The organism is Pedobacter frigoris (assembly GCF_005116445.1).
Taxonomy (GTDB): Bacteria; Bacteroidota; Bacteroidia; order Sphingobacteriales; family Sphingobacteriaceae; genus Pedobacter; species Pedobacter frigoris.
Genome location: NZ_SWBQ01000001.1, coordinates 312,802 through 337,691 on the forward strand (window position 1 = coordinate 312,802; position 24,890 = coordinate 337,691).

29 protein-coding genes are annotated in these 24,890 nt (G+C 40.3%); 11 read left to right on the top strand and 18 right to left on the bottom strand.

All coding sequences use genetic code 11. From position 1 onward, the window contains the following. The 7 genes from ccsA (at position 1) to FA047_RS01310 (ending at position 5,566) form a co-directional block, all read left to right on the top strand. Positions 1-2,472, top strand: a complete 2,472-nt coding sequence (gene ccsA, locus FA047_RS01280; RefSeq protein ID WP_136834180.1) for a cytochrome c biogenesis protein CcsA — start codon at positions 1-3, stop codon at positions 2,470-2,472. Continuing rightward, positions 2,472-3,233, top strand: a complete 762-nt coding sequence (locus FA047_RS01285) for a Rossmann-like and DUF2520 domain-containing protein (RefSeq protein WP_136834181.1) — start codon at positions 2,472-2,474, stop codon at positions 3,231-3,233. Before ccsA ends, FA047_RS01285 begins: the two co-directional genes overlap by 1 nt. Before the next feature lie 39 nt (positions 3,234-3,272). Beyond that, positions 3,273-3,605, top strand: a complete 333-nt coding sequence (locus FA047_RS01290) for a 2Fe-2S iron-sulfur cluster-binding protein (RefSeq protein ID WP_136834182.1) — start codon at positions 3,273-3,275, stop codon at positions 3,603-3,605. Between the two features lie 19 nt (positions 3,606-3,624). Further along, on the top strand, positions 3,625-3,870 hold the full coding sequence (gene iscX, locus FA047_RS01295; protein WP_136834183.1) for a Fe-S cluster assembly protein IscX: 246 nt from the start codon (positions 3,625-3,627) through the stop codon (positions 3,868-3,870). Between the two features lie 5 nt (positions 3,871-3,875). After that, a complete protein-coding gene (locus FA047_RS01300; protein WP_136834184.1) occupies positions 3,876-4,403 on the top strand; it encodes a KdsC family phosphatase in 528 nt (175 codons plus the stop codon). 96 nt (positions 4,404-4,499) lie between these two features. Continuing rightward, on the top strand, positions 4,500-4,922 hold the full coding sequence (locus FA047_RS01305; protein ID WP_136834185.1) for a hypothetical protein: 423 nt from the start codon (positions 4,500-4,502) through the stop codon (positions 4,920-4,922). 74 nt (positions 4,923-4,996) lie between these two features. Continuing rightward, the gene (locus FA047_RS01310) at positions 4,997-5,566 is read left to right on the top strand and encodes a Maf family nucleotide pyrophosphatase (protein WP_136834186.1); all 570 of its coding nucleotides are present in this window, start codon (positions 4,997-4,999) and stop codon (positions 5,564-5,566) included. On the opposite strand, the gene FA047_RS01315 is transcribed toward FA047_RS01310, so the two are convergent. The 8 genes from FA047_RS01315 to FA047_RS01350 form a co-directional block, all read right to left on the bottom strand. After that, entirely contained in the window at positions 5,540-6,463 is a 924-nt protein-coding gene (locus FA047_RS01315; RefSeq protein ID WP_136834187.1) for a Ppx/GppA phosphatase family protein, read from the bottom strand. The two genes, FA047_RS01310 and FA047_RS01315, sit on opposite strands and share 27 nt — an antisense overlap. Positions 6,464-6,502: 39 nt before the next feature. Then, positions 6,503-7,228 (bottom strand): DUF72 domain-containing protein, encoded by a 726-nt coding sequence (locus FA047_RS01320; protein WP_136834188.1) that lies wholly within the window; start codon positions 7,226-7,228, stop codon positions 6,503-6,505. A 101-nt stretch (positions 7,229-7,329) separates the two neighbouring features. After that, positions 7,330-8,493 carry a molecular chaperone DnaJ gene (gene dnaJ, locus FA047_RS01325; protein WP_136834189.1) on the bottom strand — a complete coding sequence of 388 codons (1,164 nt, stop codon included), beginning with the start codon at positions 8,491-8,493 and terminating at the stop codon, positions 7,330-7,332. Between the two features lie 5 nt (positions 8,494-8,498). Next, positions 8,499-9,071, bottom strand: coding sequence for a nucleotide exchange factor GrpE (locus FA047_RS01330; RefSeq protein ID WP_136834190.1), 573 nt, complete (start codon positions 9,069-9,071; stop codon positions 8,499-8,501). Between the two features lie 119 nt (positions 9,072-9,190). Further along, positions 9,191-9,874: a cell division ATP-binding protein FtsE gene (locus FA047_RS01335; protein ID WP_136834191.1), complete on the bottom strand. Its 684-nt coding sequence runs from the start codon at positions 9,872-9,874 to the stop codon at positions 9,191-9,193. 1 nt (position 9,875) lies between these two features. Further along, positions 9,876-10,079 (bottom strand): fructose-6-phosphate aldolase, encoded by a 204-nt coding sequence (locus FA047_RS01340; RefSeq protein WP_136834192.1) that lies wholly within the window; start codon positions 10,077-10,079, stop codon positions 9,876-9,878. A gap of 43 nt (positions 10,080-10,122) precedes the next feature. Then, complete coding sequence (locus FA047_RS01345; protein ID WP_136834193.1) at positions 10,123-12,051, bottom strand: gliding motility-associated C-terminal domain-containing protein; 1,929 nt, start codon at positions 12,049-12,051, stop codon at positions 10,123-10,125. Positions 12,052-12,107: 56 nt separating this feature from the next. Beyond that, on the bottom strand, positions 12,108-13,127 hold the full coding sequence (locus tag FA047_RS01350) for an acyl-CoA reductase (RefSeq protein ID WP_136834194.1): 1,020 nt from the start codon (positions 13,125-13,127) through the stop codon (positions 12,108-12,110). Between the two features lie 77 nt (positions 13,128-13,204). Between FA047_RS01350 and FA047_RS01355 the strand changes: the two genes are divergently transcribed. Then, positions 13,205-13,555 carry a 4Fe-4S dicluster domain-containing protein gene (locus FA047_RS01355; protein WP_136834195.1) on the top strand — a complete coding sequence of 117 codons (351 nt, stop codon included), beginning with the start codon at positions 13,205-13,207 and terminating at the stop codon, positions 13,553-13,555. A gap of 75 nt (positions 13,556-13,630) precedes the next feature. Here the strand turns inward: FA047_RS01355 and FA047_RS01360 are convergent, their stop codons facing one another. Then, positions 13,631-14,104, bottom strand: coding sequence for a universal stress protein (locus FA047_RS01360; RefSeq protein ID WP_136834196.1), 474 nt, complete (start codon positions 14,102-14,104; stop codon positions 13,631-13,633). Positions 14,105-14,183: 79 nt separating this feature from the next. Here FA047_RS01360 and FA047_RS01365 point away from each other — a divergent pair, with 79 nt between their 5' ends. From FA047_RS01365 to FA047_RS01375, 3 genes are read left to right on the top strand one after another with little or no spacing between them, the layout of a single operon-like run. Further along, positions 14,184-14,963, top strand: a complete 780-nt coding sequence (locus FA047_RS01365) for a C40 family peptidase (RefSeq protein WP_136834197.1) — start codon at positions 14,184-14,186, stop codon at positions 14,961-14,963. A gap of 60 nt (positions 14,964-15,023) precedes the next feature. Continuing rightward, positions 15,024-15,335 (top strand): hypothetical protein, encoded by a 312-nt coding sequence (locus FA047_RS01370; protein ID WP_136834198.1) that lies wholly within the window; start codon positions 15,024-15,026, stop codon positions 15,333-15,335. 8 nt (positions 15,336-15,343) lie between these two features. Beyond that, complete coding sequence (locus FA047_RS01375; protein ID WP_136834199.1) at positions 15,344-16,390, top strand: alpha-2-macroglobulin family protein; 1,047 nt, start codon at positions 15,344-15,346, stop codon at positions 16,388-16,390. Here FA047_RS01375 and FA047_RS01380 read toward each other — a convergent pair. The 9 genes from FA047_RS01380 to hisG are packed head-to-tail and all read right to left on the bottom strand — an operon-like array spanning position 16,383 to position 24,363. Continuing rightward, positions 16,383-17,279, bottom strand: a complete 897-nt coding sequence (locus tag FA047_RS01380; protein ID WP_136834200.1) for a WD40 repeat domain-containing protein — start codon at positions 17,277-17,279, stop codon at positions 16,383-16,385. The genes FA047_RS01375 and FA047_RS01380 overlap by 8 nt on opposite strands. A 4-nt stretch (positions 17,280-17,283) precedes the next feature. Continuing rightward, the gene (gene hisIE / locus FA047_RS01385; RefSeq protein WP_136834201.1) at positions 17,284-17,874 is read right to left on the bottom strand and encodes a bifunctional phosphoribosyl-AMP cyclohydrolase/phosphoribosyl-ATP diphosphatase HisIE; all 591 of its coding nucleotides are present in this window, start codon (positions 17,872-17,874) and stop codon (positions 17,284-17,286) included. Further along, positions 17,871-18,626, bottom strand: a complete 756-nt coding sequence (hisF, locus tag FA047_RS01390) for an imidazole glycerol phosphate synthase subunit HisF (RefSeq protein WP_136834202.1) — start codon at positions 18,624-18,626, stop codon at positions 17,871-17,873. The genes hisIE and hisF overlap by 4 nt, the downstream gene beginning before the upstream one ends. Positions 18,627-18,630: 4 nt before the next feature. Then, positions 18,631-19,380 carry a 1-(5-phosphoribosyl)-5-[(5-phosphoribosylamino)methylideneamino]imidazole-4-carboxamide isomerase gene (gene hisA / locus FA047_RS01395; protein ID WP_136834203.1) on the bottom strand — a complete coding sequence of 250 codons (750 nt, stop codon included), beginning with the start codon at positions 19,378-19,380 and terminating at the stop codon, positions 18,631-18,633. A 1-nt stretch (position 19,381) separates the two neighbouring features. Beyond that, on the bottom strand, positions 19,382-19,975 hold the full coding sequence (gene hisH / locus FA047_RS01400; protein ID WP_136834204.1) for an imidazole glycerol phosphate synthase subunit HisH: 594 nt from the start codon (positions 19,973-19,975) through the stop codon (positions 19,382-19,384). Next, positions 19,975-21,108, bottom strand: coding sequence for a bifunctional histidinol-phosphatase/imidazoleglycerol-phosphate dehydratase HisB (gene hisB, locus FA047_RS01405; RefSeq protein WP_136834205.1), 1,134 nt, complete (start codon positions 21,106-21,108; stop codon positions 19,975-19,977). The genes hisH and hisB overlap by 1 nt, the downstream gene beginning before the upstream one ends. Next, positions 21,108-22,172, bottom strand: coding sequence for a histidinol-phosphate transaminase (gene hisC, locus FA047_RS01410; protein WP_136834206.1), 1,065 nt, complete (start codon positions 22,170-22,172; stop codon positions 21,108-21,110). The genes hisB and hisC overlap by 1 nt, the downstream gene beginning before the upstream one ends. Before the next feature lie 6 nt (positions 22,173-22,178). After that, positions 22,179-23,465, bottom strand: coding sequence for a histidinol dehydrogenase (gene hisD / locus FA047_RS01415; RefSeq protein WP_136834207.1), 1,287 nt, complete (start codon positions 23,463-23,465; stop codon positions 22,179-22,181). A 46-nt stretch (positions 23,466-23,511) separates the two neighbouring features. Beyond that, a complete protein-coding gene (hisG, locus tag FA047_RS01420; RefSeq protein ID WP_136834208.1) occupies positions 23,512-24,363 on the bottom strand; it encodes an ATP phosphoribosyltransferase in 852 nt (283 codons plus the stop codon). Positions 24,364-24,890: the final 527 nt, after the last annotated feature.

Consider the following 24,890-nt stretch of genomic DNA (forward strand, 5'->3'; position numbering starts at 1 on the left):
ATGGATATACAATTTATTGGAGAGAACCTCCTTCCGGGTAAAATCGGCCAATTCTTTATTGTTTTAGCGTTTGGAGCATCTTTATTATCAACCATCTCTTATTTTTCTGCCACGCGCAATAAGGATCTTTCAGACCAATCCTGGACAAGACTTGGACGCATAGGCTTTCTTCTAAATTGCGCCAGTATCATAGGAATAGGTGCCACGTTGTTCTTTCTGATCCTGAACCATTATAATGAATATTATTATGTTTGGTCCCATTCATCAAAAGCACTTCCAGTATATTATATTGTTTCTGCTTTCTGGGAAGGTCAGGAGGGAAGTTTTTGGTTGTGGGCTTTCTGGCAATCTGTACTTGGGACTATACTGATATGGAAAGCAAAGTCATGGGAAAATGGAGTAATGACCACTGTAGCCCTTTCTCAGACCTTTCTAACTTCCATGCTCTTGGGCGTGCAGATATTCGGTGAGCGTATAGGAAGTTCACCTTTTATTTTGCTTAGGGACGCCATGAACCTTAAGGAGATGGTACCTATATTTGCTGATCCTGAGAATTTTAAAAATTACCTTAAGTTTATTACCGACGGTCGCGGATTAAATCCATTGCTTCAGAACTATTGGATGGTGATACATCCACCAACACTATTCCTTGGATTTGCCAGTATGGTGGTGCCTTTCGCTTACGGAATAGCGGGATTGTGGCAGAAAAAATATAAAGAATGGGTAAAACCTGCTATGCCATGGGCATTATTTGCTGTAATGATTTTAGGAACGGGTATTATCATGGGCTCTTTCTGGGCATATGAGGCACTCAATTTCGGTGGTTTCTGGGCTTGGGATCCGGTAGAAAATGCATCTATCATTCCATGGCTAACTTTAATTGCAGGTGTACACGTGATGATTGCTTTTAAAAACACCGGACATGCATTTTTTACAGCCATTATGCTGGTTTTCCTGAGTTTTGTATTGGTGTTGTATGCATCGTTTTTAACCAGAAGCGGTATCCTGGGAGAAACGTCGGTACACTCATTTACAGATTTGGGGATGTTTGGTCATCTGATCTTATATAATGTGGTATTCCTTGCGCTTCCGGTTGTTTTATTGATTGTAAGATGGAAAGAACTTCCAATTACGAATAAAGACGAAGAGACTTACTCAAGGGAATTCTGGATGTTTATAGGCGCGCTTGTGGTTACTGTAGCTTGTATACAGGTTATATTTTCGACGTCAGTGCCTGTATTTAATGCAGCGTTCGGGACTAACTTTGCGCCACCAATTGATGCTGTTAAATATTATAATCAGTGGCAGGCACCATTTGCCATTCTGGTAACTATCATTTCAGGATTTTCACAGTTCATGAAATACAAAAGGACTGATATCCGTAAATTTTATAGCAGCCTGATCGCTTCTGTGATATTCGCTGCTGTAATCACAGCAGGCTTTGTTTACATCACGGGGATATATGGTAACCTGATGTATATATTACTGACATTTAGTTGTTTGTTTGCGATCCTGTCTAACGCAAAGGTTTTGGCTCAGGCATTTACTGGTAAGCGCAAGCTGATAGGTGCTGCGGTAGCACATATAGGTTTTGCTTTACTTTTGCTGGGCGCTCTGGTGGCGGCAGCGACCAATAAGCCTATTTCTTTAAATGCATCCAAGTTTATCCCTGTAGAGGGTTTTGAGAAGACAGAAAAGCCCGGTGAAAATATCGTTCTTTATAGAAATGAGCCTAAGAAAATGGGCCGCTACATGGTAACTTACATTAGTGATACTACCATAGCTCCGAATACTTTCTTTAAATTGAATTTTAAAGTCCTGGATGAAAAAACAGGAAAAGTAAAGGAGGACTTTGAATTGAATCCTCACGTTCAGGCTAATGAAGCCATGGGGCTTATCGCTTCTCCTGATACAAAACACTACCTGACTTATGATATCTATACCCACATTACCAGCGCACCTGTAAAGGAAGATGATCATGATCACACTGACCATGAAGGACATACTGAAGAGGAAAATTACAAGGCTCCGCGTATTGTGAATGTAGCGGTAGGAGATACCCTACACACCAGTAGTGGCGTACTTACCATTAAGGCATTGAACAATAAACCGGTGGCTAAAAATCTGATGCTTGCTCCAGGTGATCTGGCAGTAGGATTACCATTGGAAATAAACGTAAGTGGAAAAATTTATAAAGCCGAACCTATATTTCTGATTAAAGGTAATAATGTCTTTGATTTTGCGCGTAATATAGATGAACTTGGCTTAAGGCTGAGGTTTACCAAAGTACTGCCGGATCAGGGAAAAGTTGAATTGCAGGTTTATGAAAAACCACAGCAGGCTAAAGATTGGGTTGTTTTTAAATCAATCGAGTTTCCTTATATTAATCTGTATTGGATCGGAACTATTGTAATGGTGATTGGGTTTGTAATCTCTATTTTTAGAAGACAGAAAGAGGTGAAGGCTGTTTAATGGATGTAGTTTGTATTGGTTCCGGTAATGTGGCAACACATATGGCTCGTGCCTTTAAGAAGTCAGGAGCCAATCTGATCCAGATCTGGAGTAGAAGTCTGGATAATGCTGTTGTCCTTGCCAATGAACTAGAGGCTGAACCAGTATCAGCATTTAAAGAAATTAACAGGTCTGCGGACCTTTATGTTATCGCAGTTAAGGATGACGCTATTGCCGGTGTAGCCGAGGCACTTAAAGGCATAGAGGGCTTGGTTGTCCACACTTCAGGGGCCACAGATATCAGCATACTATCTTCATTTAAAAAATTTGGAGTACTGTATCCGTTACAGACGTTCTCTAAGAACAAACAGATAGACTTTGCAAACGTTCCGTTGTGCATCGAATCTTTAGATAAATCGATTTTAGAAAAATTGAGATCCGTAGCTTCAGGTTTAACGCCTATGGTTTATGAAGTGGATAGTGAGAAAAGGAGAATATTGCACCTTGCGGCAGTTTTTGCATGTAACTTCGTCAATCATATGTATATGCTGAGTGATGAGCTTGTTAAGCGTCATGGTTTGGAATTTGAAATGCTCAAACCGTTGATTATGGAAACGGCTGTTAAAGTACAAACTGAATCACCAATAACTGTACAAACAGGTCCGGCTGTAAGAAACGACGAAAAAACCCTCACGAGACATCTGGAATTACTAGATCAAATGCCTGACTTGGCACAAATATACCAAACTTTAAGTAAAAGCATTAAAAAAACACATTCATAGTATAATTGCCATTTTTGGTGCTTATTTTTGAACACAATTATGAGTATTTTTAAATTAAAGATAAATTTTGAAGAGCAGGGAAAAGAATCGATAGAACTGCCTATTGTAGGTGGAGAGTCCGTTTTGGATGCCTGTATGGATCATGGGATAGAATTACAGCACAATTGTGGTGGTGTTTGTGGTTGCAGTACCTGTCATGTATATGTACTTAAGGGAATGGATAACATTCAGGAGATATCTGATAAAGAAGAAGATTTTATTGACAGAGCCGTTCGTCCAAGGATCACATCAAGGTTGGGTTGTCAATGCGTGGTTATAGACGGCGATATCGAAGTAACAATACCTGATCAATCAGAATTTTTAGGTCACTAATTAACAAATTAAGAAGATAATGATACAAGATAAATTTGCGCTGCCAATATACTGGAATGACCATGAAGATATTGCTCAGGAGTTATATGAGAAATTCGGTGATGAGTTTAACGAAGCTAAGATATACCGCATCAGGTTTACCGAATTATTAGAATGGGTATTGGAATTGCCTAATTTCAAGGGAACCAGAGAAGAAAGTAATGAAGGTCATCTTGAGCAAATCCAGTCTGCCTGGGTTTACGAATGGAGAGATAACCAAGATTAATTGGCATGTTTCTGCAGAAGCTAAAAGAGATTACTACATTTATATTTGATGTCGATGGTGTATTGACCAATGGTGACATTATAGCATCAGATAGTGGCGAGTTTTTGCGAACATTTAATATTAAAGATGGGTATGCCCTGCAACTTGCTGTTAAAAGAGGATACCTTGTATGTGTGATTTCAGGCGGCAAGGGTATAACCATGCAAAAGCGTTTTGAAGGCCTGGGAATACAGGAGATATATCTGGGAGTAGGAGATAAGGTGGAGGTATTTAATAACCTTCTGGCGAAATATAGCCTTGGTGCAAAAGAGATCTTATATATGGGAGATGATATCCCGGATTTAAAGGTAATGCAGCTTGTAGGCCTCCCAACCTGTCCCTCTGATGCCGTCCCTGAGATCAAGGCCTTATCTGAATACATTTCTCCTTATACCGGTGGTAAAACAGCTGTAAGGGATATCATAGAAAAAGTGCTTAGGATACAATCTCAATGGTTTGATGAGCATCCATCTGCCGCCGATTCTGGCAAGTAATTCAGTTTCTTTATTGCAACAAGTATGTTACCTTAGGTTGATTAAACCTCAGGTGCTCTTTGTTCTCTAACCACTACAAAAACAGTAAACAGAATTATGAAAAAATTATTGATTATTTGCGGATTGTTATTCAGTGTGGTAACATTTGCACAAGCACAAGATGGACAAGGTCAAAGACAAGGCCGTGGAATGGGAACTCCTGAAGAGAGAGCTAAGAGACAAGTTGACAATCTAACTGAAAAGCTGAAGCTTACAGAAGATCAAAAGACTAAAGTTACTGCTATCTATGCTGAACAAGGTGCAAGTATGAAAAAATTACGCGGAGAAGCAAACGGAGACAGAGATGTAATGATGGCTTCTATGACTAAACTTAATGACGCAACTGATGTAAAAATCACGACTTTGTTAACTGATGATCAGAAAAAAGCTTTCACTACCTTAAAAGAAGAAAGAAAAGAGCAGCAGAAAAAAAGAATGGAAGGCAGAGGCCAAGGTGGTCAGGGACAAGCGAAACAATAGTCAACAAACCAGTTTAAATAATAAAAGCGACTTATGGTCGCTTTTATTATTTTTGTACACTTTAAAGAATCTATATGTACAAGCAAAAACTACCGATCATACTGGCATCAAAATCACCCCGCAGACAAGAACTCATGACATTGATGGGGCTGAATTTTAAGGTAGTTTTAAAAGAGGTAGATGAAAGCTATCCGTCCGAGCTTCTTCCTACAGAAATCGCGGTTTATATCGCTGAAAAAAAAGCTGATGCCTTTATTGAAGACCGTAGTTCGAATATTGTAATTACAGCAGATACAATTGTCTCTTATAATAATGAAATACTTGGTAAACCTGATGATGCAGTTCATGCTGCTGAAATGCTAAGTAAACTTTCAGGAACAAATCATCAGGTCTATACTGGTGTCAGTATTGCCTATGGAGATCAGCTTAAGTCATTTTATGACATAACTGAAGTGTTCTTTAACGTGCTTACTAAAGAACAAATAGCTTATTACATTGAGAATTACAATCCATTGGACAAGGCCGGAGCTTATGGTATCCAGGATTGGATCGGCTTCATCGCAGTTGAGAAGATCATCGGGTCTTATACTAATGTAATGGGATTACCAACAGAAAAGCTATACAAGGCCTTGTCTGAATTTTAAACCACTCAATATTCCCATCTTTAAATCATAAGTGGAAAGTATGATCTCCTTAATAGCGCAGGTCTCAATCACATAATCTGTTAGAATTGCTGCTATCACTATCATGTCAACTCTAAGTTTAACCAAGCCCGGCATTTGATCGCGCTCATGGTGTGTTGAAGCAATTAGTTGCTTCGATAGGGATTGGTATGATGTAAATGGTATTGCTACAGATTTCACTGTTTTTACATCGAGATCTGCTAAAATGAGTCCTGCAAAAGTTTCAAATGCACCTGCTGAACCAATCAATTGTGCAGGTTTATAAATTGAACAGGCTATTTTTAAATCTTCAAGTGTTTCATTTAGATGCGTTTTGATCTCAGTCTTGTCGTTTTCACTGATCGGGTCTGAATTGAAATATGCCTGCATTAATCTTGCAGCACCCACATTGTAACTTTTCTTCCAAACCAAGGCATGTTGGTTACAGATTATAAACTCAGTACTTCCTCCTCCAATGTCCATGATTAAGGAAGTGCTTTTAATAACGCCTGTAGCTTTTACTCCTCTATAAATGTACTCGGCTTCCACATCACCGGTAATCACCTCAATTTCTATGTCGGCTTGATGCTTAGCTGCATTTACGAATTCGCTGCCATTCTCTGCGCTTCTCACAGCTGAAGTAGCTATCGCTCTTATTGTAGTTGCCTGGTGTTTGTCAATTTCTTTTCTAAAGTCTTGCAGCGTCTTGATTCCTCTTTCAAATGCCTCCGGAATGATGATGTTTTCATTGATTCTACCTTCACCGAGTTTTACAGGTACATTTGTTTTGTAAATAATCTGAACCTGGTGCGAAGGGGATATTTCTGCGATGATAAGGTGAAAAGTGTTGGTTCCAAGGTCTATAATAGCTGCTCTCATGTTGGTTTGGTTAGGGACGCAAAGCTATTAAAAATCTGCTCATTTATTTTGTGTCAATTCGATCAATTGTTTAGAATTTATCAGGGCTGAATTTCCCCATGTGTTATTAAAATAGACAAATATTTTTTTGTTTATTGGTTTAATATTTTCAGTAAATTGTATGATTTGTTCTTTTGGATACAGCGATTTATAAAGGACTGGCTTACCATGAAATCTATAATAGACAGGATCCACATTCTGTATGATATCTTCAGGGAGTTCGGGAGAAGGGTAGCTGATCCCACTAAATGTGATGGCATTTGCCTGGAATGCCTCGAAAACTTCCTCCTTCCACCAGCTTTTGTGCCGGGGTTCTATTACATTATTAAAACCATGCCGCATTTGATTCAGGATCAAATCCAGGTGTTCTTTTGAAAATGTGAAGCTTGGTGGAAGTTGGAATAAAATGCAACCTAATTTATCTTTCAGTCCATCACTTGTGACATCATAGAAATCATTGATCAGACTCGTAGAATCTTTAAATCTGTTGTAATGAGTGATTGTTCTGGGCGCCTTAATGCTGAATAGAAAGTCGTCCGGACTTGTGTTGTGCCATGTTGAAAAGCTTTTCGCAGAAGGTTGCCTGTAAAAAGAGGAGTTGATCTCAATAGTATTAAAATGCTGGCAATAGTATTTGAACCAGTCTTTTTGAGGTAAACCTGCAGGATAGAAAATTTCTTTCCATTCCTTGTAATAAAATCCAGAGCAACCTATTCTCCATTCCATTTCTTAAAAATCTAATTGAGGTTATAACAAAGATTTTTGGGCTAAAGTTTGCTGCATAAAAAAAGCCACCTTTTGGGTGGCTTCAAAAATTAATATATTATTTATTCAAAATATTCTTTCATCTTTTCGAAGAAGCTCTTGTCATTCTTACCTGGCTGAGGTTTGAAATTCGGAGATTCTCTTAGCTTTTCAAGAATGCTTCTTTCTTCTGAGCTAAGTGCCTTAGGCGTCCATATGTTCACATGGATGATCTCATCACCACGGTGGTAAGAATTTACTTCAGGAATACCTTTGCCTTTTAAGCGTAATAACTTTCCGCTTTGGGTGCCAGGTTCAATCTTGATCTTAGCTTTTCCGTCTATAGTTGGCACTTCAACACTGTAACCTAACGCTGCATCGATGATAGAAACATGCAGGTCGTAAACGACGTTGTTTCCTTCTCTTTTTAAAGTTTCATGAGGGATTTCTTCGATCAGGATGATTAAATCTCCCGGAATACCTCCATTAGGAGCCGCGTTGCCTTTTCCACTCATGCTCAGCTGCATGCCATCACTTACACCCGCAGGGATGTTGATTGTTATGGTTTCTTCACCACGAACAACACCTTCGCCATGACAAGAATTACATTTCGCAGTAATCTGTTGACCGCTTCCATTACAGGTAGGACACGTAGAAGTGGTTTGCATCTGACCAAGGATGGTATTTGTAACTCTTCTTACAGCGCCACTTCCACCACATGTTTTACAAGTGCTCACTGAAGAACGATCTTTAGCTCCCGAGCCATCACAAGTTTTACAGGTAATTTGCTTGTTAACTTTTATCTTCTTCTCCGTGCCATTGGCAATTTCTTCGAGAGTGAGTTTTACTTTAATGCGCAGATTGGTTCCTTTAGCAACTCTTCTTCCGCCGCGGGATTGCTGACCGCCTCCGCCAAAGAAACTTTCAAAAGGACTGCCACCTCCGCCAAAGATATCACCAAACTGGCTGAAGATATCATCCATATTCATGCCGCCACCGCCATAGCCACCACCAGCTGCGCCACCAACTCCTGCATGACCATAATGATCATAACGTTGCTTTTTTTCCGGATTACTTAGGATTTCATAAGCTTCAGCAGCTTCTTTGAAGTTATCTTCGGCTTGCTTATCACCAGGATTTTTATCAGGGTGATACTTGATGGCCATTTTGCGATATGCCTTTTTTATTTCCTCAGCAGATGCGCCTTTGGCTACACCAAGCACATCATAATAATCTCTCTTGCTCATATTTCTTAACTGCCCACTACAACTTTAGCGAAACGGATTACCTTGTCATTTAAAGTATATCCCTTTTCAAGTTCATCAATTACCTTTCCTTTTAGCTCTTCGTTCGGTGCAGGTATTTTAGTAATTGCTTCATGATTATCAGTATCAAAAGCGGTATTTACGCTTTCCATTTCTTTTAGTCCCTTTTGCCCTAAAACACTTTTTAGCTTATTGTGAACCAATGAAATACCCTCGCGGATCGGATTGATATCAGTAGCACTTTCTATTGCTTTATTTGCACGGTCAAAGTCATCTAAAACAGGCAGCAGTGAGATAATGACATCTTTTCCTGCAGTTTGCAAAAGCTCCTGACGTTCTTTTTGAGTGCGTCGTTTATAATTGTCAAATTCAGCAAATAAACGTAAGTATTTGTCATTTAATGCTGCATTTTCTTCTTTCAATTTATCTTCAGCTGATAACTCAATGGTTTCAGTTTCAGCACTTGCAGTTTCATCAGCAGTCTGCTCTGTTACTTGCTCTTCAGTTTTATTTTCCACAATCGGGTCTTCGTTATTGTCTTTTTTCTTCTTGCTAAACATGGTGTAGTAGAATTTTGATGGTAAACTCAAAAGTTTTGCCAATGAAATATATGCGCCATGCTGTCAGTTTTAATTACAATTGACTGATCAGAATGGCTGAAAAAGAATGTTTTGTCAGATTAAACTATTTGTGCGTCTTCATGAATAACGCCACCTTCACATTTAATGATTCTTGATGGGAATGTACGAATGATATGATAATCATGTGTAGCCATTAAGACCGCTGTACCACCCTGACTGATCTGTTTCAATAGTAAAACAATTTCTTCAGACGTGTCAGGATCAAGGTTTCCTGTAGGTTCATCAGCAAGTATGATCTCAGGATTATTTAACAAAGCCCTTGCAATAACGACGCGTTGCTGCTCACCGCCCGAAAGCTCATGAGGCATTTTCCTTATTTTAGAACGCAGGCCTACTTTCTCTAGCACATCTTTTATGCGTTCGTCAATCAACGCTTTATCTTTCCAGCCTGTAGCTTTCAATACAAATTCAAGGTTCTTTTCAATTGTTCTGTCGGTCAGTAACTGAAAATCCTGAAATACGATTCCCAATTTTCTGCGCAGGAAAGGAACGTCTTTAATCGCCAGATTCTTTAAGTCAAAGCCAGCGACAAGACCGTCACCGTTACCAATATGAAGATCTCCATAGATGATCTTAAGCAAACTGCTTTTTCCCGAACCCGTCTGACCGATTAAAAAAACAAACTCACCCTTGTCAACATTCAAATTTACACTTGATAAAACCAGGTGTTTCTGTTGAAATACATCTACATTTCTTAAATTTATAACTGCGTTTCCTGTCATCTTAAATATCTATTTTAGCGATTTGTCCGAAAGGCAAATCATTTACAAAATCCATTATATAAGGTAATTTGTCGCCCAGCCCCAACTTATCTAATGATTTGTCAGGTCTGTCAACCCTGAAATATGCCAGGAGAGTGAACTTATCATCCCTCAATTGTACATAGTCAGGAATTTTAGCAATGCCTTTTACTTTAATAACATACATCAGGTCAAAAATAGTATTTCAAAATGAGACCATCATGATTTTTTTATCTAAGTATCGTAACTGATCCGGTTAATGGTTTTAAATCCGGGTCCAGGTTAATGATATAATAATAGACACCAATAGGAAGATCTTCATTTTTAAACCTGCCATCCCATGGTTTTTCATAGCCGATACTTTGAAAAACCAATTCACCATACCTGTTCATCACCTTAATGCCAGAGTTTTTATAGGTGTCAACAGCCTCGAGCTTCCACGTGTCATTCACACCGTCGCCATTAGGACTAAAAGCATTTCTGATCATTACGGTAGGGTACACCCTGATGAATACCTCGTCAGTAGAAATATTACAGTCGGAAATCGCAGTTAGTGTATACGTAATGTCTCTTTTAGGTGAAGCCACAGGGTTTATTTTAGACGGATCATCAAGACCATCGCTGGGCGACCAGCTATAAGTGACATGGTTTCCGCTTACATTTCCGTTCAGAATAGTACTCTGCCCCTCAAGTATTTTCTTATCTGTTCCTGCAGATGCTTTCGGGTCTTCTAAAACAACGACTTTTACTTCTGCCGAACTTTCGCAGATACCATTTGAAACGACCACTTTATATGTTGTAGTTTTCTGTGGATTTGCGGAAGGATCAGGAATGTCTGTCGCCGATAAGCCTTCTGCAGGAGACCACCGATAGGTTGTGCCACCGGAAGCCATGAGCTGTGCGCTGCTTCCTTTGCAGATTTCAAGGAGCGGACCAGCCACAGTGGCTATTGCCCTTGGTATTACGGTGATGTTTGTCTGCGTGGAAGTAATACATCCGCTACTGCTGGTGACCACAACTTTATACAGTCCGCTCATTGAAGCGGTTGCATTAGGGATTGTTGGTGATTTTTCAGAAGCGGTATAGCCATTAGGGCCAGTCCATGCATAAGTTCCGCCTGTTGAAGTTAAGTCTAAAGTGATAGGGTCTCCGAGGCAAACCAGTTTGTTGGGTGCTATATTGAGGACGGGTAGGGGATTTACATTGATGGTCAGCACCTGAGACACCGTCCTGCAGTTTACAGAACTGAAATTTCCTGGTTCAGCTGCAGTAAAACGATACTGGTAAGTGCCTTTTGATGCATTGCTGAAAGTGACCTGCATGTTTCTTGTGATCTCATTAGGAACGTCATTCCAGCCACTATTATTCAGGTTGAATTGCCATTGATGCCTAAGAGTGGGTGAGCCCTGCACATCCGCATTGAAATTAAAACTTCCGTTTCCACCTTCACAGATGTTTTCCACGTTATTGTCTGCGCTGTTGAGTTTAGTCGTAATACTTGGGCCACAAGCTCTGAACGTGATGTCATCGAGTGCCAGGTCATTGCCACTTCCTCCCGGTCCGTTATTGATCATTCTTATTTTCACCGCACTTGCGTTGGTCGTTTGAAAAAGAAATCCATATTGCTTCCATTCAGGATTACCATTATCTATATCTCCTGTATTGAAAGTCTGAAGTACATCATCATTAAGCGTTAATATGGAAAAAGTAATGTTAGGCTTTTTGCCGTTCGTATTTCTTAAGATATTTACTATCCAGGCGGCAAACTCATAAGTTGTATTGGGACAAAGGTCTATGGCTACAGTTGACTCGTAAAACATGCCAGGTGTTTCACTTGCATTTACCACCATCATGTAACCGTCAGGATCATTTGGTGTATGGTTCTGTACCGTATACCAGCCTGAGTTCATCCCGGCAGTAGTTTTTGCTATGGAATAATCCCCGTCATGCGGATTGCCGGAGGCGCTTGAAGTATTATAATTGTAAGAGGTATTACTTCCTACGCCAGGACCAAAAAAGGCAGAGCCTCTCCCAAAATCAATATTGATAACCGGATCACCCAACGATCCGGTGCATACCTGAGATTTAACAGGAATGCCGGCCAATACCAGCATAAGTACTGTCAACAACAAGCCAGCAGCTAATTTTTTGAACGTCACAATGAATCAATCGGTTGATTCATAAAGATAGTAGAATAAAATTAAGTTAACAGCCTTTACAGCTGCTTTAAGAACTCAATGGTATTCACATTATCTGCATAATCCCAAAGCTTGGGTTTCTGACTTTTGCCAAATCCTATCAAACCTGTTTTTAGACACAAAGGAGCTTTTGTTACGATACACTGAATGGTATTTTCCAGCATACTGAGCTCTTCATTAACCTCCTCAATATTCTTGTAAGTCTGATAGTATATCACCGATAAAGGAGAAGACATACCAGTGTCTTCCTTTAGCAGCAAGAAACCATTGTCGTAATGAGAGGCGCTATTTACCAGGTAGATGGATTTGTTATAGTCGTAATTGTTGTTGTATTTAAAGTGGTTGATGATATCCTTGTAACCTTCCAGTGGCTCAAAAAAGTTCTTGATTTCATATCCTTCAGGAATGTAGATCTTTGATACGTTTCTGCAGCCCAATCCAAAATAATCAAAAATATCGTGGCCTAATTCAGTGATTTCTTCTACAGTTTCTTCGCCTGTCAATACAGCTATACTGTTTCTGTTCTTACGTATGATGTTCGGAACATTGCCAAAATAATATTCAAAATACCTCGAGGTATTGTTACTTCCCGTAGCTATAATGGCATCAAAATCTTTCAAACGATCTGCATAAATGATATGTGGAGCCAATAGCGGTTCTATTTTTACCAGTTGAGTAAGCAGGGCAGGCAGCAATTTATCGTCTGATGAAGAAAGTTTGATTAATGCAATATTTCCCGTAGCGATTACTGAAAGCACATCGTGAAATCCGACCATCGGAATATTTCCAGCCAGAATTAGACCTACTTTTTTTGGAGCATCACTAACCTTTGTTTCTTCAAACCATTTAGCTAAATCCTGTTCACTAAGCATGCTGCTAAAAGAATACAAGGCTTTTTCAACTTCCTCAACTGTAAACCATGCATTGCTGTTCTTTGCAGAAAAGATTAAATTTTTAAAGGCTTCATCGGGATTGGCCATGAAGTCTCCAAGTTTTTTGAATGCAATAATTAGTTTTTCAGTATTAAGGATTGGCATAATTTCAACAATTTTAAAGTTTAAGTGTTATATTTGCGATGCAAAGGTAAACTTAGCAAATAGATTTAGACGAAGACATGGCTATTAAAATAACAGACGAATGTATTAACTGCGGAGCATGTGAGCCTGAATGCCCTAATAATGCAATTTATGATGCAGGCACTGCCTGGAGATTTTCTGATGGTACCAACTTACATGGTATCATTGATTTTGGTGATAAACAAATAGATTCGGAAGCTGCACAGGAAGCAGTGTCTGATGAAGTTTACTATATCGTTTCTGACAAATGTACTGAGTGTAAGGGTTTCCACGACGAGCCTCAGTGTGCTGCGGTATGTCCGGTAGACTGCTGTGTGGATGATGAAGATGTACGTGAAACAGAAGAAGAGCTGTTGGCGAAAAAAGCTTGGTTACACCAGGAAGGCTAGCTGATATAAGATTTTAGAATTACGATTATTAAAAAGGCGCCCAAAGGCGCCTTTTTTTTGTTAGCGAAGGCAGGGTCAGCCCCCTGTATGCTTATAAGGTTTTTCTTCATATTTATTAGGTACAATCAGTACAGGACAGGCAGATTTGCGGGCAACATGCTCTGCAACACTACCCATCAGGAAATGATACAACCCTGTTCTGCCGTAAGTGCCGATTACAATCAAATCAGATCCGTATTCATCAGACTGTTTTATAATTCCATGAGCGGCACTGTCAATTACGCTCATATAAATGGTAGGAATGCCATTGCTATATTTTGATTCTATTTCCTTAAGCAGCATGTGGCTGTTTTCCTCACTGTTATCATATGCTTCCAAAAAAACAGGGGCAAGTGTAAGGTCAGGATTTACATTGGCCGGTACCGGCTCTATTATGTTTACCAAAGCAACTTCAGCACCAAAGGTTTTTGCGACTTCATAGCCCACTCTCGCTGCCTTTTCGGAGCAGGTGCTATTGTCGACAGCGATAAGGATCTTCTTGAGGTTCATCTTTATATAGATTAAGGTTTATATATAAAAATAACAATTTCAGCGTATAAAAGTTTATTTTTATGCATTGATTTAAACTATGGAATTACAATACGGAATATGCAAAGTAGCCGTTGCACAACTAAGAGCCGAGCCATCGGACCGTGCAGAGATCAGTACTCAGCTACTTTTTGGCGATCATGTAGAAATCATTGAAAAGACAGAGAAATGGTGGAGGATAAAAAATGCATACGATGGTTATGAGGGCTGGATGGATTTTAAACAACTAGACAATGTACAGGCAGATGTATGGGATAAGTTAGATAATTATAAGCATTTGACTCCCGCCTCTTTAAATAATACTGTGATTGGCCCGGATGGGAGTGCTTATTATCTTTCCCCTGGAAGTAATCTGCCCTTATATCAGGATGGATATTGCTACCTGGGGGATGAAAAATTTAAAGTTGAGTTTAATCCAGGGACAGTATCTCCAAGTACAAAAGAGGACCTGATCACTACAGCCACTTTTTTTCAGAATGTACCATACTTGTGGGGCGGAAAAAACCTATATGGGATTGACTGTTCAGGTTTTATGCAGATTGTATTCAAATTGAATGGAATCAAACTAAAGCGTGATGCCTGGCAGCAGGCAGAACAAGGCAGTGTCGTTGATTTTCTGCAGGAAGTCGAGCCGGGAGATGTGGCCTTTTTTGATAATGACGAGGGTAGAATTACACATGTTGGTATGATGTTGAATGCCACAGAGATCATTCATGCTTCAGGCAAGGTAAGAATAGATAAAATGGACAACCAGGGCATTTATAATGCAGAACTCGGCAGGTACACCCATAAACTTCGAATTATTAAAAGATTTGCTTAATAGTTTTTATAGATTTATGGAATAATTATTTTTCCGCATCTCTATTAGAAATATATAAGTATGAAATCTTTCTTGCTCTCAGTTTTACTGCTTACTGCAGGTACCGCGTCTCTTTATGCTCAAAAAACCTTAACGAACAGCAAGACTTCAGGTTATTATACTTATATCTATAAACTGACGGATAAAGAAACTTTTGAGATCGCTTCAAAATCAACGTCCATTATCACTGATGGATTTTTACATACACTGGTCGATTCCTTCTATAATGTAAAGTCAAATGTGTATCCTAAGAAACTTCCATATGGCAATTACTTAAAAGTAAGGGCGGCTATACGGTTGTTTTGGACAAGCAAAGGCTTTATAGTTATATAGTTGATAAAATGGTTAACCAGAAATATTTCGACCAGATCTACGGAATCAGACTGTTGCTGTTGCTAAATGAGAAGCATTACGTAAAAGATTGGATTGAGGCGATAGAGAAGCAAAGGAAAGAACTGGAAGAAAAGAGCCTGGCTGAACGAAAAAGGAACCTGACCGGTTATGTGTACAAGCAACCTTTATATGAGAAATTACAAATTATGCAGCTAAAACAGCAGGCAGGTATGGCGGTAGACCTGAAATGGCTGGCAGCTCAGAGAAAGGAAACCATGTTTGGGAATATTTACTGGGGTGAAGAAGCCAATCGCTTCTGGGACAACAATATTCAGAACACCTTACTGGCTTATCAGATCCTCAAAGGCGCAGGCGAGCACCGAGATGAACTTGATGCCATAGCCCGTTATTTCCTTGAGCAAAGAAAAGATGGTCAGTGGCGCAATACTTTCGAGTCGTCCTTAATCCTGGAAACCATACTTCCTGAGCTGATGGTTGATGACAAAAAACCAGAACCTGCTTCGATCTCACTAAATAATGAAGGGAATGTTGTCGTTTTCCCTTTCAATAAGGTTATAGACCCTGAAACTATGACATTGAGTAAAAAGGGTAATGCGCCTGTTTATTTTACCGCTTATCAGCAATTCAATAATCCTAAACCAGAAAAAGTAAGTAAAGACTTTACGGTTAAAACAACATTGAAACAAAATGGAGTCGAAGTTAAGACCCTAAAAGCGGGAACGCTTACAGCTTTAGAAGTAGAGGTAAATGTCCGTTCAGATGCAGATTATGTAATGATCGAGATTCCAATTCCTGCAGGCTGCTCTTATGAAAATAAAATTCAAAGCTTTTGGGGAGTAGAAACGCACAGGGAATATTTTAAGCACAAAACATCTATATTTTGTGCCAAACTTAAAGCAGGTTATTACAAGTTTTCAATTCAATTGCAGCCAAGGTATTCGGGAAATTATGTGCTAAATCCGGCTAAAGCTGAAATGATGTATTTCCCGGTATTTTATGGAAGGGAAGAAATGAAAAGAGTGGGGATTAAGTAAGTTCCCATACCATTACTTGCCTGTCGTCTCCCGTGGAGATCAGGTATTTTCCATCTGTGCTCCAGATGAGTTTATTGATGGAATGGAAATGGCCTGGGGTGTTTTTCTCCAGGCTCATGATCTTATAAAGTTTAGTATCTTCACTACCCCAGATTTTAATGCTTTTATCCTGACTGCAGGTTGCAAAATAAGGAAGAGAAGGATGAAAAGCAATGGCATATATGCTGAACATATGAGCAGGTACATTATTGACAAGCTCATAGCCTTGTAAGCTCCAAAACTTCAGCTGTGCGTCTCTGCTACCTGAAATCAGCTGTCGGCCATCTGGTGTATATTGTAAGGCTGTGACTGCAAATTTGTGGCCGTTCAATTCTTTACTCAGAGAATAATCTTCGGAATTGTAAATGCGGATTATACCATCTTTACAGCCCAGTGCAACTTCTTTTTCATCTCGGCTTATGGCAATTGTCCGCACAGTATCGCTAATCACCTGGAAATGGTACAACAAAGAGAAATCATTAAGCGACCATATCGCAACGTTGCCGTCTTCACCTGTACTGATTAACTCTTGTTTGTATGCCAGCGTTTTCAGGTCAAACACCCCTTTTTGATGGTAACTCAAAGTAGTTCTTACCTTTTGTTCCTCCAGATCAAATACCAGGATCAGTCCGCTTTTCTGCGCAATGAACAGCAGGTTTTCATAGCAATGCATTGCATACACAGAACTTTGCACCGGTACGAGTACCTTTACAAAGCTCATGGTCTCCAATGACCATTCAACTACACCCTTATCATTTCCAGCGGTAAAGAAAGATCCTTCTTTGGGGGAATTGATCAGGGTGTAAACAGGATTTTGATGTCCGCTCAGTGTATGTAGATGCTTCAGCATGATACTATTTGCTGTGTCTGCCTTTTAAGTTCAAGCCAATATCAGCCAGGGTTTTTCCTTTTTCCCTCAGCAATACCAGGAGGTGAAAAACAAGGTCGGAGCTTTCATTGACGAAGTCTTCATCAGTTTCGTTTAAAGCTGCAATCACGGTTTCTACACCTTCCTCACCGACTTTCTGGGCGATCTTGTTCAGTCCTTTCTTTCGCAGCTTATTTACATAAGATTCTTCCGAAGGGTTAGCATACCTGTCTTCAATAATCTTTTCCAGTTCAAAAATGAAGTTCTGGTTATAATCGGTCTTGAAGCAGCTGCGTGAGCCGGTATGACAGGTTGGGCCTACAGGACTGGCTTTGATGAGGATCGTATCATTGTCGCAGTCGATATGTGTGTCTTTTACATAAAGAAAGTTTCCGCTTTCCTCACCCTTGGTCCACAAGCGGTTTTTACTGCGGGAAAAGAAAGTTACTTTCCCTTCAGCCTGGGTTTTATCCCATGCTTCCTGGTTCATGTACCCGAGCATTAAAACCTCAAGGGTTTGGGCGTCTTGTATGATGACGGGAACTAAACCCTGCGTCTTTTCAAAATCTATAGTCATAACCTCACAGGTATATTATGTTTCTTTAATTCTTCTTTTAAATAGGGTATGGGAATCTCTCCAAAATGAAATACCGAAGCTGCTAATGCTGCATCTACACCTGTTTCCAGGAATACTTCTGTAAAATGTTCTACTTTACCCGCGCCTCCTGAGGCGATTACAGGGATGTTGATACTCCGCGCCACCTTGTCCAGCAATCTGCAGTCGAAACCATTCTTCGTTCCGTCGTGATCCATAGAAGTTAACAGAATTTCACCGGCTCCAAGACTTTCAGCTTTACGGATCCAGTCTTCAGTTTCCAGTTCAGTGATCAATCTGCCGCCATTCAGGTGTACCATGTTGCTTCCGTCAACCAATTTGGTATCTACCGCAACAACTACAAACTGAACACCAAAGGCCTTTGCAAGATCTTCGATTAATGAAGGATTTCTGACTGCTGCGGAATTGATGCTGATCTTATCAGCACCTGAATTCAATAATGCTTCAGCATCAGCTACAGTTGTAATCCCGCCACCAATAGTAAACGGAATGTTCAGTTGTCTGGCTACAGACTTTACCATTTCTATAGTAGTTCCCCTTCGTTCATGAGTGGCTGTGATGTCCAGAAACACCAGTTCATCAGCACCCTGCTGGGCATATTGCCATGCAAGCTCTACCGGATCTCCGGCGTCCTTAAGGTCTATGAAATTTACTCCTTTTACCGTGCGCCCGTCTTTTACATCGAGGCATGGGATAATGCGTTTACTCAGCATGTGATTACAGAGAAGTCATTTGCTTCAAGTTCCATTCCTTAATTTCTTCAATGGTAATCCTGTTTTCGTAGATTGCTTTTCCTACTACTACCGAACGGATGTCGAGTTTGTCCAGTTCTTCAATATCCTGCATGGAACTTACACCACCAGAAGCGATCAGTTTAATGAAAGGGGAGTGATCCAATAACTTCTTATACAGATCAATTGCAGCACCACCTAATTTACCATCTTTGTTGATGTCGGTGCACAGGAACCTGAAAAAGCCCAGTTGCAGACACTTATCAACGTAGTCCATCAGCTTAATCGGCGAACTCTCCATCCATCCAGAATATTTAATCACCTCGTCAAGCACATCAATTGCAATCACGATGCGGTTTGCGTAATCATATTTTTTACCAACCTCAGTACTCAGTTCTTTTAAAAAATCAGGGTTTGTAATGGCTTGTGTACCTACAATTACGCGGTGAACACCTGCATCAAGTAAGTTCGTTACCTGTTCGATTGTGCGGATACCCCCTCCGTACTGCACACGCATGTCTGTTTTTTTTATGATGTCAAACAGCTCCTTTTGATTGCTGAAATCACCTTTGGCACCATTTAAATCAATAATATGTATGAATTCAGTACCATTCGAACGATACGTTTCAATCATTTCGGCGATGGAAACATCATAAACTGTTTTCTGGTCGTAGTCGCCTTCTCTAAGGCGAACAACTTTTCCATCTAGAATATCAATTGCTGGAATTATGTACATTTTATTGTTTTAAGTTTGAAAAATTCTTTAATAAACGCTCTCCGGCGGCACCGGATTTCTCCGGATGAAATTGCACACCATAGAAATTGTCCTTTTGTACAGCAGCAGAAAATGGCTGACCATATTCAGCAGTTGCAATGTCAAAAGTAGGGTTATATTCAATAAAGTACGAATGAACGAAGTAAAATTGTGACCCACTTTTAACATCTTCAAAGAGCAAATTGTTTTTATGCTCAATATTGTTCCAACCCATGTGAGGGATTTTAATTCCCTGATCTTTATTGAATAACCTTGTTTTTAGAGGTACAATGCCAATTAGTTCGGCATCGCCCTCTTCGGAATGATCGGTTAGAAGCTGCATACCTACGCATATCCCGAGTACGGGTTTTTTTAAGGATTTTATGGGCTCAACCAGTCCGGTGTCGGCTAATTTCTTCATCGCGGCACCTGCATGACCTACACCAGGTATGATGATGTGGCTATATTTATCCAGATCAGCTTCGGTGTTCACCATGCCATAAGGCAGCTCCAGCCTGTCCAATGCCGAGGTTAGCGAAAATATGTTACCAGCTCCGTAATTTACAATTCCTATCATTACAATACCCCTTTTGTGCTTGGTAAGACTAACTTCTCTGCATCCCGTTTAATCGCCATCTTGATTGCTTTCGCAAAAGCCTTAAAAATCGCCTCAATCTTATGGTGTTCATTGTCGCCATCAGCTTTGATGTTCAGGTTGCATTTAGCTGCATCAGTAAATGATTTGAAGAAGTGATAGAACATCTCAGTCGGCATGTCACCCACTTTCTCGCGTTTAAAATCTGCATCCCAAACGATCCATGCCCTGCCACCGAAATCAATTGCAGCCTGAGCCAGGCAATCGTCCATAGGCAAACAAAAGCCATATCTTTCCAGTCCAAGCTTATTGCCTATTGCCTTGGCAAAAGCCTCACCAAGGGCAATTCCGGTATCTTCAATAGTATGGTGTTCGTCAATGTGCAAATCGCCGTCAGTTTTTATGCTGAGGTCTATGCTGCCATGTCGGGCGATCTGATCCAGCATATGGTCAAAGAAATTCAAACCAGTATGGATGTCCGCTTTTCCGGTTCCATCCAGATTAATCTTAATGGCAATCTTTGTCTCGTTGGTATTACGCTCATGCGAAATCACCCGCGTTCCAGCTTTTAGCATGGTATAAATGTCTACCCAGTTGGAGGTCTGCAATGCGATGTACTCACTCAACGCCTCTGCCTTGCCAAGGTTCTCATGAGCTCCCAGGGTGTCATTGTTACGCAGATAAATGGCCTTAGCACCCAGGTTTTTGGCGAGTACTACGTCATTTAGCCGATCACCGATTACGAAGGAATTAGCCATGTCGTAACCCTCATCAAAAAAATGCTGCAGCAATCCTGTATTTGGCTTGCGGGTAGGGGCATTATCGTGTGCAAAAGTCTTGTCGATGATGACCTCATTAAACACCACGCCTTCACCTTCAAAAGTGCTCATGATGAAATTATGCACTGGCCAGAAGTTTATTTCTGGGTGTGAATCTGTGCCCAGGCCATCCTGATTGGTAACCATTACCAGGTCGTAATCAAGTTCAGCGGCTATCTTTGAAAGATAATACAAAGCCTTAGGATAAAATTCAAGCTTTGCAAAAGAATCGATCTGCTCGTCTGCAGGCTCTACGATCAATGTTCCATCACGGTCTATAAAAAGTACTTTTTTCATTATATATTTTTAATCGCTTCTAACAAAGTTTTATTCTCCTCTGGGGTTCCTATAGTAATACGTAAACATCCTTCGCACAACGTCACCTTAGAGCGGTCCCTTACTATGATTCCCTGCTCTACCAATGTGTTGTAAGTGTTCAACGCATCATTAACCTCTGCAAGTATAAAATTCGCATCAGAAGGGTATACTTTCGTCACATTAGGGAGCGCCAGCAGGTCATTGCTCAGTTTGTCCCTTTCCTGTACGGTAATCCTAATCCAGTCATTCACCGTTTCAATGTTTTGCAAAGCCTTTAAAGCGATGTCCTGTGTAGCCTGATTGATATTATATGGCGGCTTTACCTTATTGAAAACATCTATGACCTGACTTGAGGCAAATGCCATTCCCAGACGGAGTGCGGCGAGGCCCCAAGCCTTGGAGAAAGTTTGCAAGATTACCAGGTTGGGATATTCGGTTAGCTCCTGGATAAAAGTGCGCTGTTTAGCGTAATTGATATACGCCTCATCGATGATTACAAGTCCCTTGAAATTGGCCAGTACGGTCTCAATATCTGTGCGGACAATAGAGTTTCCGGTAGGGTTATTCGGCGAGCAGATGAAGATCAGTTTGGTGTTTTCATCTATGGCTTCAGCAATGCCATCAAGGTTCAGCTGAAAGTTGGGCAGGAGGTTTACTTTACGTACTTCAATATTGTTAATGCCGGCAGAAACTTCATACATTCCGTAAGTAGGCGGGAGGATAATGACATTGTCTTTGGCGGGTTCGCAGAAGGCACGGAACAGCAAATCTATGGCCTCGTCACTTCCGTTTCCAAGAAAGGTATTTTCGATGGGAACTCCTTTGATTTTACTGATGGCATCCTTTAAGTCCAGTTGCAAAGGATCGGGATACCTGTTGTAGTTTTTGTAGGATTCACCTGCTTCTTCTTGTGGAAGTGGCGAACCAAAACTGTTCTCATTGGCATCCAGAAATACACTAGCCTGGCCTTTATATTCGTCCCTCGCGGTAGAGTAGGGGCGAAGGTTTTTTATGTTTTCTCTTTGTAATTTATTAATGTCCATTTTGTCTTATCCTTTCAATCGTATACTAATCGCATTTTTATGTGCATCCAGGCCTTCTGCTGCTGCAAGTATCTCTACTGTGCTTCCAATGTTTTCTAATCCCTTTCTGCTGATGTGCTGGAAAGTGATCTTCTTAACAAATGAATCAAGTGAAACACCTGAATATGCTTTAGCAAAGCCACTTGTGGGTAATGTATGATTGGTTCCAGAAGCATAATCTCCGGCGCTTTCAGGAGTTAGATTTCCCAAAAATACAGAACCTGCGTTGGTAATCAATGGAATAAGCTGCTCAAATTTCTCTGTGGCAAGTATGAGGTGTTCTGGTGCATAGACATTACTGAATTCCATACCCTGTTCCAGATTTTCTACCAATACGGCATATGAATTGGCTATTGCAAGCGCTGTTACTTCTCTTCTTGGTAGCTCTTTTATCTGAATTTCAAGTCGTTCTAGTATTTTGTCTATAATTTTTCTCGAAGTAGCAACTAAAATAGCCTGACTATCAGCTCCATGTTCTGCCTGAGCGAGTAGGTCTGAAGCTACATATGACGGATTGGCAGTCTCATCAGCGAGCACTAAAACCTCCGAAGGACCTGCCGGCATGTCTATCGCCGTTCCTGCGGCCGACTGTACCAGCTGCTTTGCCTGGGTCACATAGCGGTTGCCCGGACCAAAGATCTTGTATACCTTCGGGACACTTTCTGTGCCATAGGCCATTGCTGCTACTGCCTGTGCACCACCTATCAGGTAGATTCTTTCGATACCAAGTTTTACTGCACAATAGGCGACGTAGCAATTGGTCTTTCCATCCTGCTGAGGAGGTGAACAAACAACGATCTCTTTGCAACCTGCGATCAAAGCCGGGATACCCAGCATCAGAAAGGTACTTGGCAATACAGCTGAGCCACCTGGGACGTAAAGGCCCACCTTCTCGATCGCCCTTGTTTCCCTCCAACATTCTACTCCCTCCATCGTTTCTACCCTGCCTTCTTTGTTAGCCTGTGAAGCATGAAAAGTACGGATGTTCTGATAAGCTGTATCGATCGCTGATTTTGCATCAGCGGGAATGGTTGACGCAATGCTTTCAATCTCTTCTTTGTCGATGTACAGCTTATTCATAATCACCTTGTCGAACTGACTCGCATAGTCGAATAGTGCTTTATCACCTTCGTTTTTCACGCGGGTCACAATGCTTTTTACACGTTCCAGTATGCTACTGTCGTCTTCAAGTTGCCTCAGGCATATTGCCTCAACTTTGTCTTTAGATAAATCAGTATAACTATAGAATTTCAATGTGTTATGTTTTGAGTTTAACTATTGGTTAATAGTGAAAATGGTCTTAAACAATGATTTTTTCAATTGGCATTACTACAATTCCCTGTGCGCCGGCAGCCTTCAGGCTATTGATTTTCTCCCAGAAATCGTGCTCCGCAATTACAGAGTGAACGGCTACCCACTCTTCATCAAACAACGGAACCACGGTTGGGCTTTTTACTCCCGGCAATAAATCCACTACTTTTTTCAGGTTTACTTTCGCCACATTAAGTACTACATATTTGGTCTCTTTAGCGCGCAGTACCGAGCGGATTCTTTGCAATAATTCCTGTACTTCAGGTAGTAATTCTGAACCTTCTTTTCCGATCAGTACAGCTTCAGATTTCATGACTTCGGCAAAGGGCTTTAGTCCGTTGCTTTTTAGAGTTCCACCAGTTGAGACGATGTCACAGATGGCGTCGCTCAGTCCAAGTCCCGGACCAATTTCCACAGATCCTGAAATCATTCTGATGTCTGCATTTACATGATTTTCCCTAAGGTATTTTTCAAGGATTACAGGATAAGAAGTAGCGATGGCTTTACCTTCCAGTTGAGCGATCTCAGTGATGTGGCTTTCGTTAGGAATAGCGATTTTCAGTGTACATTTTCCGAAGCCCAATTTTTGAAGATAGGTTACTTCGGAACCAGACTCAATGATTACATTTTCACCAACGATACCGAGGTCGGCAATACCATCCTGGACGTACTCTGGAATATCGTCATCTCTAAGAAAAAGGATTTCCAGTGGAAAGTTGGTTACTGTTGAAATTAATGAGCTCTTGTAGTTTTCAAAAGATAAACCACAATTTTTAAGGATCTCTACTGATTTTTCGTTTAGTCTACCCGATTTCTGGATAGCAATTTTTAGTGTTTTCAATTATGCTGATTTGATATTATTGATATTGAACAAGAAAATAAGGTCGGAAACAAGTTTTGAAGTACAAAACATTACATATACATCGCCAACTGGCGATGGTGCAAATGTAAATGATGGTTCAAAATTGTGTTCATATTTTATTTAAGTTCCTTATCAACAACGATTAGCATGCTGAGGAAGTGCAAATATATAAATAGAATCCACAAATCAAAAATATACGGCAATTAAGTTTAAAGCCTTTATGCCTTGTTTCCAGAATTAAGGATTGTTCAGATCCGGTTATGACAGTTGTCTGTAATGAAAAGCAAATTACTGGCGAAATGGGGTTTAAATACCCCTAAATTACCTAATTGTATATTGATGTCGTACTACAATCGTAACAAAAATGGGAATTAGCTTTCTGGCAAACAAGCGAGTTTATGGTGTCAAAATATGCTTCATTAAATAATTGTGTCGTAATTATTAATAATGCACTTCTTCTTTTAGCTTGATTGCCATTGGGACGAAAAGAATTTTAGTTTTTGAAG